At 75.8% G+C, this 13,447-nt stretch carries 11 protein-coding genes; 1 reads left to right on the plus strand and 10 read right to left on the minus strand.

Annotated features, from left to right (window positions below; all coding sequences use genetic code 11):
• Positions 1-127: 127 nt before the first annotated feature.
• The 9 genes from ACWD4P_RS27985 to ACWD4P_RS28025 form a co-directional block, all read right to left on the minus strand.
• On the minus strand, positions 128-1,129 hold the full coding sequence (locus tag ACWD4P_RS27985) for a TauD/TfdA family dioxygenase (RefSeq protein ID WP_449781518.1): 1,002 nt from the start codon (positions 1,127-1,129) through the stop codon (positions 128-130).
• A gap of 56 nt (positions 1,130-1,185) precedes the next feature.
• A complete protein-coding gene (locus tag ACWD4P_RS27990; RefSeq protein WP_359831178.1) occupies positions 1,186-1,455 on the minus strand; it encodes a phosphopantetheine-binding protein in 270 nt (89 codons plus the stop codon).
• 5 nt (positions 1,456-1,460) lie between these two features.
• Positions 1,461-2,927 (minus strand): type III PLP-dependent enzyme, encoded by a 1,467-nt coding sequence (locus ACWD4P_RS27995; protein WP_449781519.1) that lies wholly within the window; start codon positions 2,925-2,927, stop codon positions 1,461-1,463.
• On the minus strand, positions 2,917-4,548 hold the full coding sequence (locus ACWD4P_RS28000; RefSeq protein ID WP_449781520.1) for a class I adenylate-forming enzyme family protein: 1,632 nt from the start codon (positions 4,546-4,548) through the stop codon (positions 2,917-2,919). The genes ACWD4P_RS27995 and ACWD4P_RS28000 overlap by 11 nt, the downstream gene beginning before the upstream one ends.
• Entirely contained in the window at positions 4,545-5,600 is a 1,056-nt protein-coding gene (locus ACWD4P_RS28005) for a ketoacyl-ACP synthase III family protein (RefSeq protein ID WP_359830683.1), read from the minus strand. Before ACWD4P_RS28005 ends, ACWD4P_RS28000 begins: the two co-directional genes overlap by 4 nt.
• Before the next feature lie 369 nt (positions 5,601-5,969).
• Positions 5,970-8,693: a penicillin acylase family protein gene (locus ACWD4P_RS28010; protein WP_449781521.1), complete on the minus strand. Its 2,724-nt coding sequence runs from the start codon at positions 8,691-8,693 to the stop codon at positions 5,970-5,972.
• A 239-nt stretch (positions 8,694-8,932) separates the two neighbouring features.
• Positions 8,933-9,952, minus strand: coding sequence for an AfsR/SARP family transcriptional regulator (locus tag ACWD4P_RS28015; protein ID WP_449781522.1), 1,020 nt, complete (start codon positions 9,950-9,952; stop codon positions 8,933-8,935).
• A 167-nt stretch (positions 9,953-10,119) separates the two neighbouring features.
• Positions 10,120-10,347 carry a hypothetical protein gene (locus tag ACWD4P_RS28020; RefSeq protein ID WP_449781523.1) on the minus strand — a complete coding sequence of 76 codons (228 nt, stop codon included), beginning with the start codon at positions 10,345-10,347 and terminating at the stop codon, positions 10,120-10,122.
• A 202-nt stretch (positions 10,348-10,549) separates the two neighbouring features.
• Entirely contained in the window at positions 10,550-10,822 is a 273-nt protein-coding gene (locus tag ACWD4P_RS28025) for a hypothetical protein (RefSeq protein WP_359830273.1), read from the minus strand.
• 344 nt (positions 10,823-11,166) lie between these two features.
• Between ACWD4P_RS28025 and ACWD4P_RS28030 the strand changes: the two genes are divergently transcribed.
• A complete protein-coding gene (locus ACWD4P_RS28030; RefSeq protein ID WP_359830271.1) occupies positions 11,167-12,150 on the plus strand; it encodes a helix-turn-helix transcriptional regulator in 984 nt (327 codons plus the stop codon).
• A gap of 94 nt (positions 12,151-12,244) precedes the next feature.
• Here ACWD4P_RS28030 and ACWD4P_RS28035 read toward each other — a convergent pair whose 3' ends face one another.
• Positions 12,245-13,372, minus strand: a complete 1,128-nt coding sequence (locus tag ACWD4P_RS28035; protein ID WP_449781524.1) for an NADH:flavin oxidoreductase — start codon at positions 13,370-13,372, stop codon at positions 12,245-12,247.
• Positions 13,373-13,447 lie beyond the last annotated feature (75 nt).

Consider the following 13,447-nt stretch of genomic DNA (forward strand, 5'->3'; position numbering starts at 1 on the left):
GGAAACCTCGGCCAACCGCTACACACGGGCTGCCCAGCGCACGGGGAAGGCCCAGATCGAGGAGGGAGGGTCCGCGGTCGGCCGGGCCGTGGGGGTGCGCGGGGACGCGGGGGTGGTGCGGCGGGGCTCAGGCCTCCGGTTCGGCCGGGTCCGCCAGGACGTAGCCGTCGTCCGCCCGGTGGGCGCGCGAGCGGCGCAGGTCGGCGAGGACGAAGGTGCGCTGGAGCCACCGGTCGCTGCCGTCGAAGCGCGGGCTGAACGCGGTGCGCCCGTGCACGGTGATCCGGTTGTCGACGACGGCGAGGTCACCGGGTTCCAGCCGGACGGTCCGGGCGGTGCGCTCGAAGAGCCGCTGGAGCTCGGCCAGTGCGGCCGCGGCCCGTTCGGTCAGGGGCTCGGTGGCGGCCATGTCGACCCGCAGGTCCGGGTCCTCGGGCGCGCCGCCGAGCACCGGGTGCGGCTCGGCGGGGCCGTCGGCGGCGCCGAAGGAGGGCGGCGGCGCGGTGCGGAACTCCGGCCGCCGCAGGTCCGTCCTGGTCCGCTCGTCCAGCAGCGGCAGCACCTCGCGCACGCAGGAGGTGCGCAGCCCGGCCACGCCGCCCGGGTCGGCGCGCAGGCAGAGCAGCATGACGAAGTCCGGGCGGTGCGGGTGGAAGGCGTTCTCGTTGTGGAACGTGAGCAGCACCGAGCCCGCGTTGCCCTGGAACTCCTCCTGCCCGGGCACCGGGACGACGTCCTGGACCAGCGCGCCGGTCTTCTCGGGGAGGAAGGCGGCCGGGTCGCCGAGCCCGCACGCGGCGAGCATCAGCACCGCGGCCGGCACGGTGGCGGTGCGTTGCACCGACCCCCGGGTCAGCGGGGTGCGGCCGAGCGCGGGCCCGGTGACGGGCAGTCCGCGCACCAGCAGCGCCCCGCCGGGCCCCGGGTCGCGCCGGAAGGCGCGCAGGGCGCGGCGCAGCCGGGCGGGCAGGTCCTCCCAGTGGTCGCGTGCCGCGCCCACCCAGGCGGGCTCGTCGACCAGGGACTCCGGCGCGCAGAGGAGCGCGGCGACCTGCTCGGTCGCGGCTCTCTCGGCCCCGGTCAGCACCACGTCCGGTGCCGAGATCTCGATGTCCGGTGAAACCGGCACGGGTACCAGCCTTTCTCGAAGCGGTCGGGGGCGGTCGCACCGGCCCCCGGTGGAGGTCAGGGGCGGGCGGCGGCGTCCAGCTGGGCGGCGACCACGGCCCACAGGCTGCCGACGTTCTCGAAGGCCTCCGGGTCCAACTCCTCGTCGGGAATGGCGATCCCGTAGGCCTCCTCGAGCCGCACCAGCAGTTCGACGGTGGCCATCGAGTCGAGCCCGGCGGTGCGCAGGCGCAGGTCGGCGGCGAGCGGGCGCTCCTCGGCGAGCCGGGGCAGCAGGTCGGTCAGGACGGTCTCGTACCGCTCGTCCCAGGGGGCGGGCGTGGTCATGGTGTTCAACTCCTCGCGGGGCGACCGGCGGGGTCGCGGTGGTGGTCGGTGGGGTCGGTGAGGTCGGTGGGGTGGGTACGGCCGGTGGCGCCGCCGTGGGCCGGGACCGTCCCGGGGACGGGCAGCGGTTCGCGCCGGAGGGCGAGGCGGTCGGCACCGACCACCCGGCCGTCCCGGACGGTGACCTCGGCCGGGGCGGGGCGGCTGAGGAAGCCGAGCAGGCTCGCGGTGGCGCCGTACGCGCCGACGTTGGGCACGGCCAGCAGCGCGCCCGCCCGTGGCGGGACGGCCTCGGCGGCCCGGCTGATCACGTCGGCCGGTGTGCAGAGCGGTCCGACCAGCGCCACCCGGCGGGTCGCGGCGGCGGGGCCGGGTTCGCCACCGCCGCCGGGTTCACCGCCGGGGCCGGGCGCGGGTACGGCCTCCGGCTCGGCGAGGCGCAGCGGTTCGGCGCGCAGCGAGGGCAGCCGGCCGACTCCGGAGAGCCCGCCGAGGTGGTTGATCCCGCTGTCCAGCACGCCGTACGTGGTGCCCCGGCTCTCCTTCACCTCGGTGACGGTGCAGATCAGCCGGCCGCTGTCGCCCACCAGGTACCGGCCGGACTCGAAGGCGAGCTCCAGCCGCTCCCGCCAGCCGGGAAGGTGCTCGTCGAGCGCGGCCGTCAGCGGCTCGCGCAGCCCGTGGTAGAGCGGCCGTTCGCCCGGGGCCGCGTACGGGCAGGCGAAGCCGCCGCCGAGGTCGAGCATCCGCAGCGGCAGTCCCCAGTGGGCCTCCAGCGCGGCGGCGGTGCGGATCGAGGCCACCGCCTCGGCCAGCAGCCCCTGCGGATCGGCGGCGTTGGTCAGCGGGAAGAAGTGCAGGCCGCACAACTCGGCGCCGTCCACGGTGAGTTCGGCGAGGTCCGGCAGACCGTCGGTGATGTCGTGGCCGAACTGGGAGGCGCCGCCGGTCATCCGCAGGCCGACGCCCGCGCCCGCCCCGGTGCCGTTGATCCGCAGCAGGCAGCGCGCGGTCGCCCCCAGGGCCCGGGCCTCGGCACCGACCCGGCGCAGGTCGGCCGGCGACTCCACGGAGAAGGTGCGCACCCCGGCGGCCAGGGCCTCGCGCAGCTCCTCGGCGGTCTTGCCCGGGCCGCCGTAGAGGCAGTCGGCCCCGTCGAAGCCGGCGGCCAGCGCGGCGTCGAGCTCGCCGGTCGAGCAGATCTCCGGAGCGCACCCGGCCGTGCGCAGGGTGCGGACCAGCTCGGGGTGCGGGTTGGCCTTGAGTGAGTAGTAGAGGCGGGACCGCTCGGGCAGCGCCGCCCGCAGGTCCTCGGCGGCCCGGGTGACCCGGTCCAGGTCGTAGACGTACAGCGGGCTGCCGTAGCGGCGCACCAGCGCGGCCGCCAGGACGTCCTCGGCGGCCGGGCCGGTGGCCGTCGGGCCGGTGCCGGTGCCGGCGGCGGAGGCGGCGGGGGAGTGGTCAGTGCGCATCGGTGTCCAGCGCCTTCCGGTCGATCTTGCCGTTGGGCGTGAGCGGCATCCGGTCGAGGATCCGGCAGACGGCGGGCACCTTGGCCGGCTCCAGCCGCTGCTCCAGGCCCTCGATCACCCGGCGGGCCGTCAGCCCCTCCTCGCCGGTGACGACCAGGCGCAGGTCGAGCCCGTCGCGGGGCGGCAGCGCGGCGGCGGCCCGGACGCCCGGGACGTCCAGGGCGGCGGCCTCGATCTCCGGGGTCCCCATCCGTACGCCCCGCCGCTTGAACTGGTCGTCGAGGCGGCCGGCGAAGTAGAGGTGGCCGTCCTCGTCCAGCCGGCCGTGGTCGCCGGTGTGGAGCCGGGTCCGTCCGGTGCGCGGGTCGGGTCGGTAGCGTCCGGCGGTCAGTTCGGGCGCGTTCCAGTACCCGGCCATCACGTGCGGGCCGCTGACGGCGATCTCGCCGACCTCGCCCGGCGGCAGCGGACGGCCCCGGTGGTCGAGCACCTCGACGGTGGTGCCGTCCAGGGCCCGGCCCACCGAGCCGGGGCGCTCGCGGTCGGCGTCCGGCTCCGCGATCGTCACCCGCTTGCACTCGGTGATGCCGTACATCGCCACCACGGCCGCGCCCGGGAAGCCGGACCGCAGCGCCTCGATGGTCGAACCGGCCAGCGCCGCACCGGTGTTGGTGAACAGCCGGACGTGCTCCGGCGGCGTGCCGCGGGCCGCCAGCCGGCACAGCATCTCGGCCAGCGAGGGCACCACCGGCACCACGGTGGCCCGGCACGCGCGCAGGGCGGTCAGTGTCCGCACCGGAGCGGAGGCGTCGGCCAGCACCAGTTCGGAGCCGCCGATCGCGGCCAGCAGGAGCTGGTAGAGGCCGTAGTCGAAGGAGAGCGGCAGCGCGGTGAGCACCACGTCCTCGGGCCGGTAGGCGAGGCGGCGGGCGATCGCGCGGGCGGCGAAGACCACCTGGCGGTGGGTGCAGACCACGCCCTTGGGCGCGGAGGTGCTGCCCGAGGTGTAGATCAGCTGGGCGACGTCGTCGGCGGACGGCCGGTCGGCCGGTGCGGGGCCGTCGTGCTCCGGCCCGTCCTGCCGCGGCCGGTCGTGCTGCGGCCCGTCCTGCTGCGGCCCGTCGTCCGTGAGCAGCTCGGCGGGCGTGGCCGACCGGGCGCCGCAGGCGGTGACCGCCTCGTGGACCGGGAGCTCCTCGGAGGCGCCGAGCACCACGACGGCGGGCGCGGCGTCCGCCAGCACGCCGCGCAGCACGAAGGGCTTCATCTCCGGGTTCAGCGGCACCGCGACGGCTCCGGCGCGCAGCACGCCGTAGTACAGCGCGGCGAACTCCCGCCGGTTGCCGAGCCGCAGGACCACCCGGTCGCCCGGCCGGACGCCGCCGGGCCCGCGCAGCCGGCAGGCCACCGTCCGGCTGGCGCGGGCGAGTTCGGCGTAGCTCCAGGCGCCGTCGGCGTCCCGGACGGCCGGCGCGCCGGGGCGGGCGGTGGCGGTGGCGTCCAGCAGGTCGACGACGAGGGCGCCGTCGCCGTCGCCGTCCGGACCGGCCCCGGCCCAGGGGGCCGTCGGGTGCGTGGTGGCGGCGGGGTGCGGCCGCTCCGCCGCTGCCGCGGCGCTCATGCGCACCAGCCCGAGGGATCGGTGATCTCGACCACCGCGCTGGTGCAGCTGTAGCCGGTGCCGCCGCCGACCAGCAGCACCCGGTCGCCGCCGTCCAGTTCGCCGGTCTCCAGCAGCTCGTTCAGGCCGGCGACGTGGTCCCCCGCGCCCAGGTGGCCCACCTCGCGGCAGAACTCCCAGGTGGAGCGCTTCTCGTCGATGCCCAGCCGTTCCAGCTGCCAGCTCATCCGCTGGTGCCCGGTCGCGTTGAGGACCACCCGGGCGATGCGCTCGACCGGGGTGTCGGCCTCGGCCAGCGCGGTCCGGACGGACTCCGCCGCCACCTCGGCGGTGCGCAGTGTCGCGGCCCGCATGTTGCGGTGCTCGCGGAAGTGCTCCTCGGTCCGGGCCCCCAGGTCCACCGGGCGGTCCGCCGCGTCCGGGCCCGGGCGGAACCCGGTGCCCCGGGGGAGCCCCTCCAGCGAGTTGTCCACCCTGGTCACGGTGGAGAGCAGGCGTCCGACGGCGTTCTCGGGGCAGGAGCTCAGCACCAGCGCGGTGCCCCCGTCGCCGTAGACCATGCCCCGTTCGGCGCGCCAGCGGTCGAAGGCCGGCGGTGCGAAGCGGTCGGCGGTGGTCAGCAGCACGGCCTCGTCCCGGCCGGGTTCGCGGGCCCGGAGCTGCCGGGCCGCCAGCTCGATCCCCGACAGCCCGGCGTTGCACTGCTGCAGCAGCTCGAAGGCGGGCACCGCCGGGCCGACGGTGTGCTGCGCCACGTACGCGGCGGACGGCCACAACTCGGCGCCCTGGAACCACAGGTAGCTGTGCAGGACGGTGCCGACCAGGTCCGCCGAGCGGCCCGCCCGGCGCAGTGCGGTGCGGGCCGCCCGGACCGCCATCTGCGGTGCGGCCAGGTCGTCCGGCCCGCCGGCGGTGGCCGCGCTGACCGAGTCGATCCGGTTGACGGCGTGCTCCTCGGCGTCGTAGCGGCCGTCCGCGACCGCCGCCGCGGCGTCCGCGCGGTCGGCCAGCCAGACACCCGTGCCGGCCAGGTACACCTGCTCCCAGCGCATGTCTCTCCGATCTCCGGCCCCGTGGCAGCGCTCTGCCGGGGCGACTGTCGGTGACGATGCTGCCGTTCGCCGCCTGTCGCGCGGTTGCCGTCCACTGGCGCCCGGTCGGTGCGGCGCTGGTGCCCGGCTGACGGCCCGCGGGCGGCGGGCTGACGGGGCGCGGGCGGCCGGCTGACCGGCCGGGGCGGGGCCGCTGACCGCCCACGGGCGGGCGACTGAACGCCCACTGAAGGCCGGCCGCGCCGCGCTCCGGTAGCACCGCGGCTCCGCTCCGGCTCCGCTCCGGCTCCGCTGCGGGCGCCGTGGCACGCCGGTGCCCGGCCCCGCGTGGGCGGGAACCGGGCACCGGGCGGGACCGTGCGCGGGCGGTCAGGGGGTGAGGCGCAGGCGGTCGTGGGCGGCCGCGTCCACGGCTGCCGCCCCGTAGGGCCAGGCGAGGCTGTCGCCCCGGGCCCAGAGCGCGGTCTGGTCCGTGTAGGTGTCCGCGGTGGCGTGGCCGGAGGCGCCGGTCAGGTTGATCCAGCGGGAGCGCTCGAAGTCCCCGAGGTCCACCACCATCCGCATCGAGGGGACCCAGATCACCTCGAACCCCTTGCGCGGGTCCCAGCCGTTGGCCAGGACGGTGTCGGTGCCGCCGCCGACGCCGATCGGGTCGGCGTTCAGCAGCCACTGGAGGGGGGCCGGGCCGGCGGTGCCCAGGGTGGGGCTCTCCAGCGTCAGGGTGTGCAGGGCGCCCCAGCGCCACTTCCGCGGATCGTCGCCGAGCCGCTTGCGCAGGTCGGTGGCCGCCTGCTCCATCGCCCGGCGGAGCATCGCGTCGCGGCCGTGGACGGAGGGGTCGGTGGTGCTCGTCCACCAGAGGCTGTCGGGCTTGTCGAGGAGGCCGCGGACGACGTCGAACCAGTGGCCGCCGCCGTCCGGGTAGGCGTAGCTCTTGACCCCGGCCTGGCTGAGCCGGTCGGTGAACGCCTCCTTCAGCAGTTCGCGCCAGACCGCGTTGAAGTAGGCGGCCGGTGCCGAGTCGGCGCCCTGGGTGTAGTCCCAGTCGCGCAGCAGGGCCTGGGCGGGCTCGGCCCGGGCGTCGACCTGGACCCGGAGCAGGGCGGGCGCCAGGGTGGCGGCGTTGCCGTTCCAGGTGTCCTGGGTGATCCGCTCCATCGCCGCGACGTCCAGCTTGCCGGCCTGCTCGATCAGTTCGGCGATCCGCCGGCTGCGGTGGCCGGTGCCCCAGTCGCTGCCGATCAGGTGCGGGTAGTCCGGGCCGACGACCGCGTTGTTGGCGGTGACGATGTAGCCCTCCGGCGGGTTGAAGCTGGTGGGTAGCTGGTCGAAGGGCAGGTAGCCGGTCCAGTCGTAGGTGCCGGTCCAACCCGGGACGGGGCGCCGGGCGTCGCCGGCCTTGCGGACCGGGATCCGGCCGGGGGTCTGGTAGCCGATGTTGCCGGCCGTGTCCGCGTAGATCATGTTCTGCACGGGGGAGGCGAAGGCCGCGGCGGCGGCGCGGAAGTCGTTCCAGTCCTTGGCCCGGTCCAGGGCGAAGAGGGCGTCGAGGGTGGGGGCGGGGTCGAGCGCGGTCCACTGCATGGCCACCGCGTAGCCGTCCTGCTCGCCGTGCGGCGGGACGTCCGGTACCCGGCCGTGGTCGGCGACCTCGTCGGCGGACTTGAGGACGTCCGAGATCAGCGGGCCGTGCAGGGTCGAGCGGACGGTCAGGTCGACCGGGCGCCCGCCCGCCACCTTGATGGTCTCCTGGCGGACGGTCAGCGGCAGCTGCTGCCCCTCGTGCTCGTAGCCGGAGCCGCTGACCCGCTCCACGAACAGGTCGGAGTCGGCGGCGCCGAGGTCGGTGAAGCCCCAGGCGATGTCGGCGTTGTGGCCGATCACCACGCCGGGCATGCCGGCGAAGGTGAAGCCGCTGACGTCGTACCCGCAGTCCGGGCCGATCCGGTTGCAGTGCAGGCCGACCTGGTACCAGATGCCGGGCAGCGAGGGCGTCAGGTGGGGGTCGTTCTCCAGCAGCGGCTTGCCGGTGGTGGTGCGACTGCCCGCCACCACCCAGGAGTTGGAGCCGATGCCGGTGCCCTGGGGGCCGAGGACGGCGGCCAGGACGGTGCGCACCTCCGCGCTGTCGGCGAGCGCGGCCGAGGCCGCGGCGGGGACGGGGGGAGCGGTGGGGACGGGGGGAGCGGTGGGGGCGGCAGGGGCGGCGGTCGGGTCGGCCGCCGGCGTGGCCGTGCCGGCCCGGTCGGGGACGATCGGCGTCCAGCGCTGGTAGTCGTAGGGCGGGAAGAGGTCGTCGGTGGCACCCTCCGGCAGGTCGGCGGGCAGCATCGCGTGCTCGAACTGGTCGATCATGCCGGTGTTCAGGTTCCAGGCCATGGTCTTCAGCCAGGAGACCGAGTCGGCCGGCGTCCACTGCTCGGGGCGGTAGTCGTCGGCGACGAAACCGAGCACGGGGTACTCCACCGACAGCTCGGCGCCCTCGTGCTTCGCCAGGTAGGCGTTGACGCCGTCGGCGAAGGCCCGCAGGTACTCCTGGGTCTGCGGCGACAGCATCGTCACCTCCTGCTCGGCCACCCGGTACCAGCCGAAGGTGCGCGCCACCTTGTCGGTCTGCACCTCGCCGGGGCCGAACATCTCCGCGAGCCGTCCGGCGGTGACGTGCCGTTGGACGTCCATCTGCCAGAACCGGTCCTGCGCCTGGGCGTAGCCCTCGGCGAGGAACAGGTCGTGGGCGGTGTCGGCGTAGATCTGCGGGATGCCGGAGGCGTCGCGGACGATCCGGGCCTCGCCGTGCAGCCCCTGCACGGTGGTGCTGCCGGACAGCTTCGGCATCGAGCGCTGGACCGTCCAGTACGCGTAGCCGGCCAGGCTGCCGGCGGCCACCAGGACCAGGGCGGTGAGGACGGCGGCGGTGCGCCTGGCGATGCGCAGCACGCGGCGGCGCCGGGGGGGCGGCGCGGGCTCGGGCCCGGGGTCCGCGACGGCGACGGCGGCCGGGGCGGTGCCGGGTTCGGCGGAGTCCGCCGCCGGCCGGGGCTCGGCGGCCGGACGCGGATCGTCCGGCGGGGTGGTGTCGGTGTGGACTGTCACGGGGCGGTGCTTCCTTGTCTCGACGGGGTCCGGCCATGGCAAGTGCCGCCGCGCGCGCGGGAAGGCGCGGGCGCGGCGGCGGGGAACGAGCAGGGGGAGAGCGGCGGAGCGCGGCGCCGGGGACGGGGCGCGCGACGGGCACGGAGAAGCCGAGCAGGATGCGCACGACTGCCGGCGGAACGGCGGAACGGCGGAACGGCGGTGCGGCAACAGCGGTGATGCGGTGGGCGGCAGGAGGCTCAGCGGGCCAGTCGGGCCGGTCCGCCGCTCCAGGGGCCGTGCGGAGTCGCGCCGGGCGCGGGCGCCGGGGCGGGCGTCCGGCCGACCAGGGCCAGGTGCGGTCGTCCGGGGGCCGGCTCGTGGCGGTACGCGGCCGGGGTGTCGAAGCGCGGGTCGGCGTCGGCCGGCCGGGCGGGGACGGGTCGGGTGAGGTGAGCGGTGTCGTCGGGGCGGGCCCGGACGAGCGGGTCCGGGCGTCCGGCGAGGATCGCCTCCTCGATGCCGCGCAGTTCCGGCCCCGGCAGCAGGCCGAGGTTCTCCATCAGGGTGTGCCGGGCGCGCTGGTAGGCGGCCAGGGCGTCGGCCTGCCGGCAGCCCCGGTAGAGCGCGATCATGAGCAGGGCCCAGAGCCGTTCGCGGTACGGGTGCTCGGTGGTGAGGACGAGCAGGTGGGGCACCAGCCACGCGTGGCCGCCGAGTTGGAGCGCGAGTTCGGCGTGCTCCTCGACCACCGCGAGCCGCAGCTCGGCGAGCCGGGCGCGTTCGACGTCGAGCAGCGGGCCGCTGACGCCGGTGAGCGCGGGGCCCTTCCAGGAGGCCAGGGCGGTGGACAGGGTCCGTTCGGCTGCGTCGGGCTGCCCGGCCGACCGCAGCGAACGGGCGTCCGCCACCGACTGCTCGAACCGGCCGAGGTCGTACTGCCGGGGAGCGATGGAGAGCCGGTAGGAGGCGCCGACCCTGGTGAGGAGGCCGCCGGAGGTGCGCGGCGCCCGGTCGGGCTCGAAGAGTCTGCGCAGCTTGGAGATGTACGCCTGTACCAGGTTGGCGCCGTCCGTCACGGTGGCGTCGCCCCAGATGCCGTCGATCAGGTGGTCGCGGCCGACGGGGGAGCCGGCGCGCAGCAGCAGGGCGGCGAGCAGGGCGCGTTGGCGGGGGGCTCCGAGCGGGAGTTCGACGCCGCCGCGCCAGCCGCGGACCTCACCCAGCAGTTCGAAGCCGAGGTCGTCCGGGCAGGTGGTCGGAAGGGGTGGAGTGGTCATGGCAGCCTCCGCCGAGCCTGGACCGTCGGGTGGTGGCTCGGACGCAGTCGAGGGAACTGGTGCGGGGTCGGGGTCCGGGGGGCTTGGCCGGGGAGGGCTGGGCCGGGGTCAGGGACGGGACGTACCCGGTCGGGCCGGACTGCGGTGCCGGGCGGGCCGGCGCCGGTTCACCACTGCCAGCCCATGTCCTCGGTGCTCGCGGTGCCGTGGCCGGTGCCGGCGGCGGCGGCGGTGGTGGGGCCGGCGGCACCGGCGGCCGGGGCCTGGTCGGCGGCGACCGCGGTGGCGCTCCGGTCGGCGGCGGTGTTCCCGGCGAGGTCGGCGAGTCCGGCGGCGGCGCCGAGGACGACGGTGGCGGCGGCGAGGACGGAGACGAGGCGGGACTTGGCGGACATGAGGGCTCCTTTCGGGCATGGGGATGCCCGGTGGCTTGGGGTGGATTCGCCGGACGGGGCAGTGGTTCGTCCTGCTGCCCGGGGTGCCTCGGCGAGTTCGATTCTGCCGGGCCCGGAAGCCGGTTGTCCCGGCTCTCCGGTGACACAATCTGTCGCTGGCATATCTGTGTCAGCGGTTCCGGCCGGATCGTGCCAGGGGCGGTCACGACGGGTAGACGTGAACGAACCACCCCTCCAACTGCGGGGTTCTGGCGATGGCCTGGACGCAGACGATCAGGCACAGGGCGCGGGCGATGTCCGGGCTCGGCGCGATCACGAACATCACGCCGCGGGCACCCGCGCGCGAGCCGTGGACCCGGACGTGTTCAGGACCGTCGTGGAGATCGGCGGCGGTGCGTAAGGCGGTGGCCACCGCGCCCTCGGCCGGCATCGGGGCTTCGCGGGGGCGGGTCAGGGCGAAGTGAACGACATGCACTCAGCCACGATGGAGGAAGCGGCGCGCCGATGGGCGGGCTTGCGTCGGCACGTTCCTGCCATGGCGTGCCTGTGCCAGCCCGAACGTCCGGATATGTGTGACGAATCCCGTTCCATGGCGGTCAGTTGCGGTCTGGGCGCGCCCCGCCGTCCGGCCCGTGCGCTCCTCCGGGTGGCGGAGGTGGATTCCTGCTGATCGGCGGGTGTCTGGGCTCTCCGGGGCGGTGGTATTTTCTGACCCCCGGACCTGCCCGTTTGTGGTTGTGGGCGACGTCCGGCACCACGGCCACGGGAAGCGGACCCCGTGGCCGCACCGCTCGTCTCATGGCCAGGGGGGCCGATCGAATGCTCACCACACTGGGCCTCACGCACCAGGCCGAGGCGGTCTACCGCCTCATGCTGGGTCAGCCCGACTGGGGCGTGCTCCGGATCGCCGAGGCGCTCGGCTGGGACGAGACGGCCGTCCGCGCGGCGATGGACGAACTGGCCGACCAGGAGCTGATCAGGCCGTCCTGGGACGACGGCGGCGCCATGCGCACGGTCAGCCCCAAGGTGGCCTTCGAGGCCCTCATCGCCCGCCGGCAGGCCGAGATCGCGCGCAAGCAGCACGAGGTCGAGTCCAGCCGGGCCGCGATCGCCGGGCTGGTGGCCGAGTACTCCATGCTGCGTCCCGAGGAGGGCGCCGGCGGCATCGAGCACCTGACCGGCCTCGACGAGATCCGCTCCCGCCTGGAGGAGCTGGGCGCCCGGGCCTGCCGCGAGACCATGGCCTTCGCCCCCGGCGGGAAGCAGACCCCGGAGAACCGCGAGGCCAGCCGCCCCATCACCCAGGCGCTGCTCGACCGCGGCGTCAAGGTGAAGACCATCTACCTCAGCAGCATCCGCAACGACCCGGGCAGCGTCGACCACGCCAACTGGCTGGCCGCGCACGGCGGCGAGACCCGCACCATCGGCGTCCTGCCGATGCGGATGCAGATCGTCGACCGCGAGATCGCGATGGTGCCCCTCGACCCCGACGACGTGACCAAGGGCGTCGCGGTGATCCGCGAACCCGGGGCCCTCGCCGGGCTGTGCGCGCTCTTCGACCAGGTCTGGGAGCAGTCCGAGCTGCTCGGCGCCGCGCCGGTCACGCCGGCCGGCGAGATCACCCCGCAGCAGCGCGAACTGCTCCGCCTCCTGTCCGCCGGTCTCACCGACGAGGCCGCCGCCCGCCGGCTCGGCATCTCGCTGCGCACCGAGCGCCGGATGATCACCGACCTGATGGAGCAGTTCGACGCGCAGAGCCGGTTCCAGCTCGGCCAGCGCGTCAGCGAACGCGGCCTGCTCTGACGCCGCCCGGCGGCCGACCGCCGCCGGGTGGTGCGGCGGGCGGCGGTCGGCGGCCGCCGACGCGGCCCGGTCGGGGCCGGGTCGGGGCCCGCGGTCAGCTCAGGGTGCGGACCGCGACGGCGTCGTACGGGCGCAGCTCGGCGAAGCGGCCGGAGAGGACCTTGGCGGCCCACTGCGGGTCCTGGAGGAGGGCCCGGCCGACGGCGACCAGGTCGAACTCGTCGCGCTCCAGCCGGTCGAGCAGGTTGTCGATGCCCTGGACCGGCGCGCCCTGGCCCGCGAAGGCGCCGATGAAGTCGCCGTCGAGGCCGACCGAGCCGACGGTGATGGCGGGGCGGCCGGTGAGCTTCTTGGTCCAGCCGGCCAGGTTGAGGTCCGAGTCGTCGAACTCGGGGACCCAGTAGCGGCGGGTCGAGGCGTGGAAGGCGTCGACGCCGGCCTCGGCGAGCGGGGTGAGGATCGCCTCCAGCTCCTGCGGGGTCTCGGCGAGGCGGGCGTCGTAGTTGCCCGACTTCCACTGCGAGTAGCGGAAGATCACCGGGAACTCCGGGGAGACGGCGGCGCGGACCGCGGCGACGAGCTCGGCGGCGAACCGCGTCCGGGCGACCGGGTCGCCGCCGTAGGCGTCGGTGCGGCGGTTGGTCCCGGCCCACAGGAACTGGTCGAGCAGGTAGCCGTGGGCGCCGTGCAGCTCGACGCCGTCGAAGCCGATCCGCTCGGCGGCCGCGGCGGCCTCGGCGAACGCGCCGATGACGGCGTCCAGGTCGGTCCGGGTCATCGCCCGACCCGTTCCCTCGGTGCCGTCCAGCCGGATCCCGGACGGGCCGACGGCGGGGGCGTCGGCGAACGGCGGGTCGCCCTGCTTGCGGGCCATGCCGATGTGCCAGAGCTGCGGCACGATGGTGCCGCCCGCCGCGTGGACGTCCTCGGCGACGCGGGCCCAGCCGGCCAGTTGCTCCGCGCCGTGGAAGCGCGGGATGTCGGCGCTCTGGCCGGCGGACTCGTGGCCGACGTAGGTGCCCTCGGTGATGATCAGGCCGACGCCCGCGGCGGCGCGGCGGGCGTAGTACGAGCGCACGTCCTCGCCGGGGACGCCGCCCGGGGAGAAGCTGCGCGTCATGGGCGCCATCGCGATGCGGTTGGGCACGGTCAGCCCGTTGATCGTGACGGGCCGGGACAGGATTCCGGCCGCGCGGGAGGCGGCGGGCTCGGTGACGGTCATGGGGATTCCTCGTGGACGGTGGCGGGTCGGGCCGGGACGTGAACGGCTGCCCGCACCAACCGCCGCGGCGGCCTG

This window comes from Kitasatospora sp. NPDC002543, from assembly GCF_053594915.1.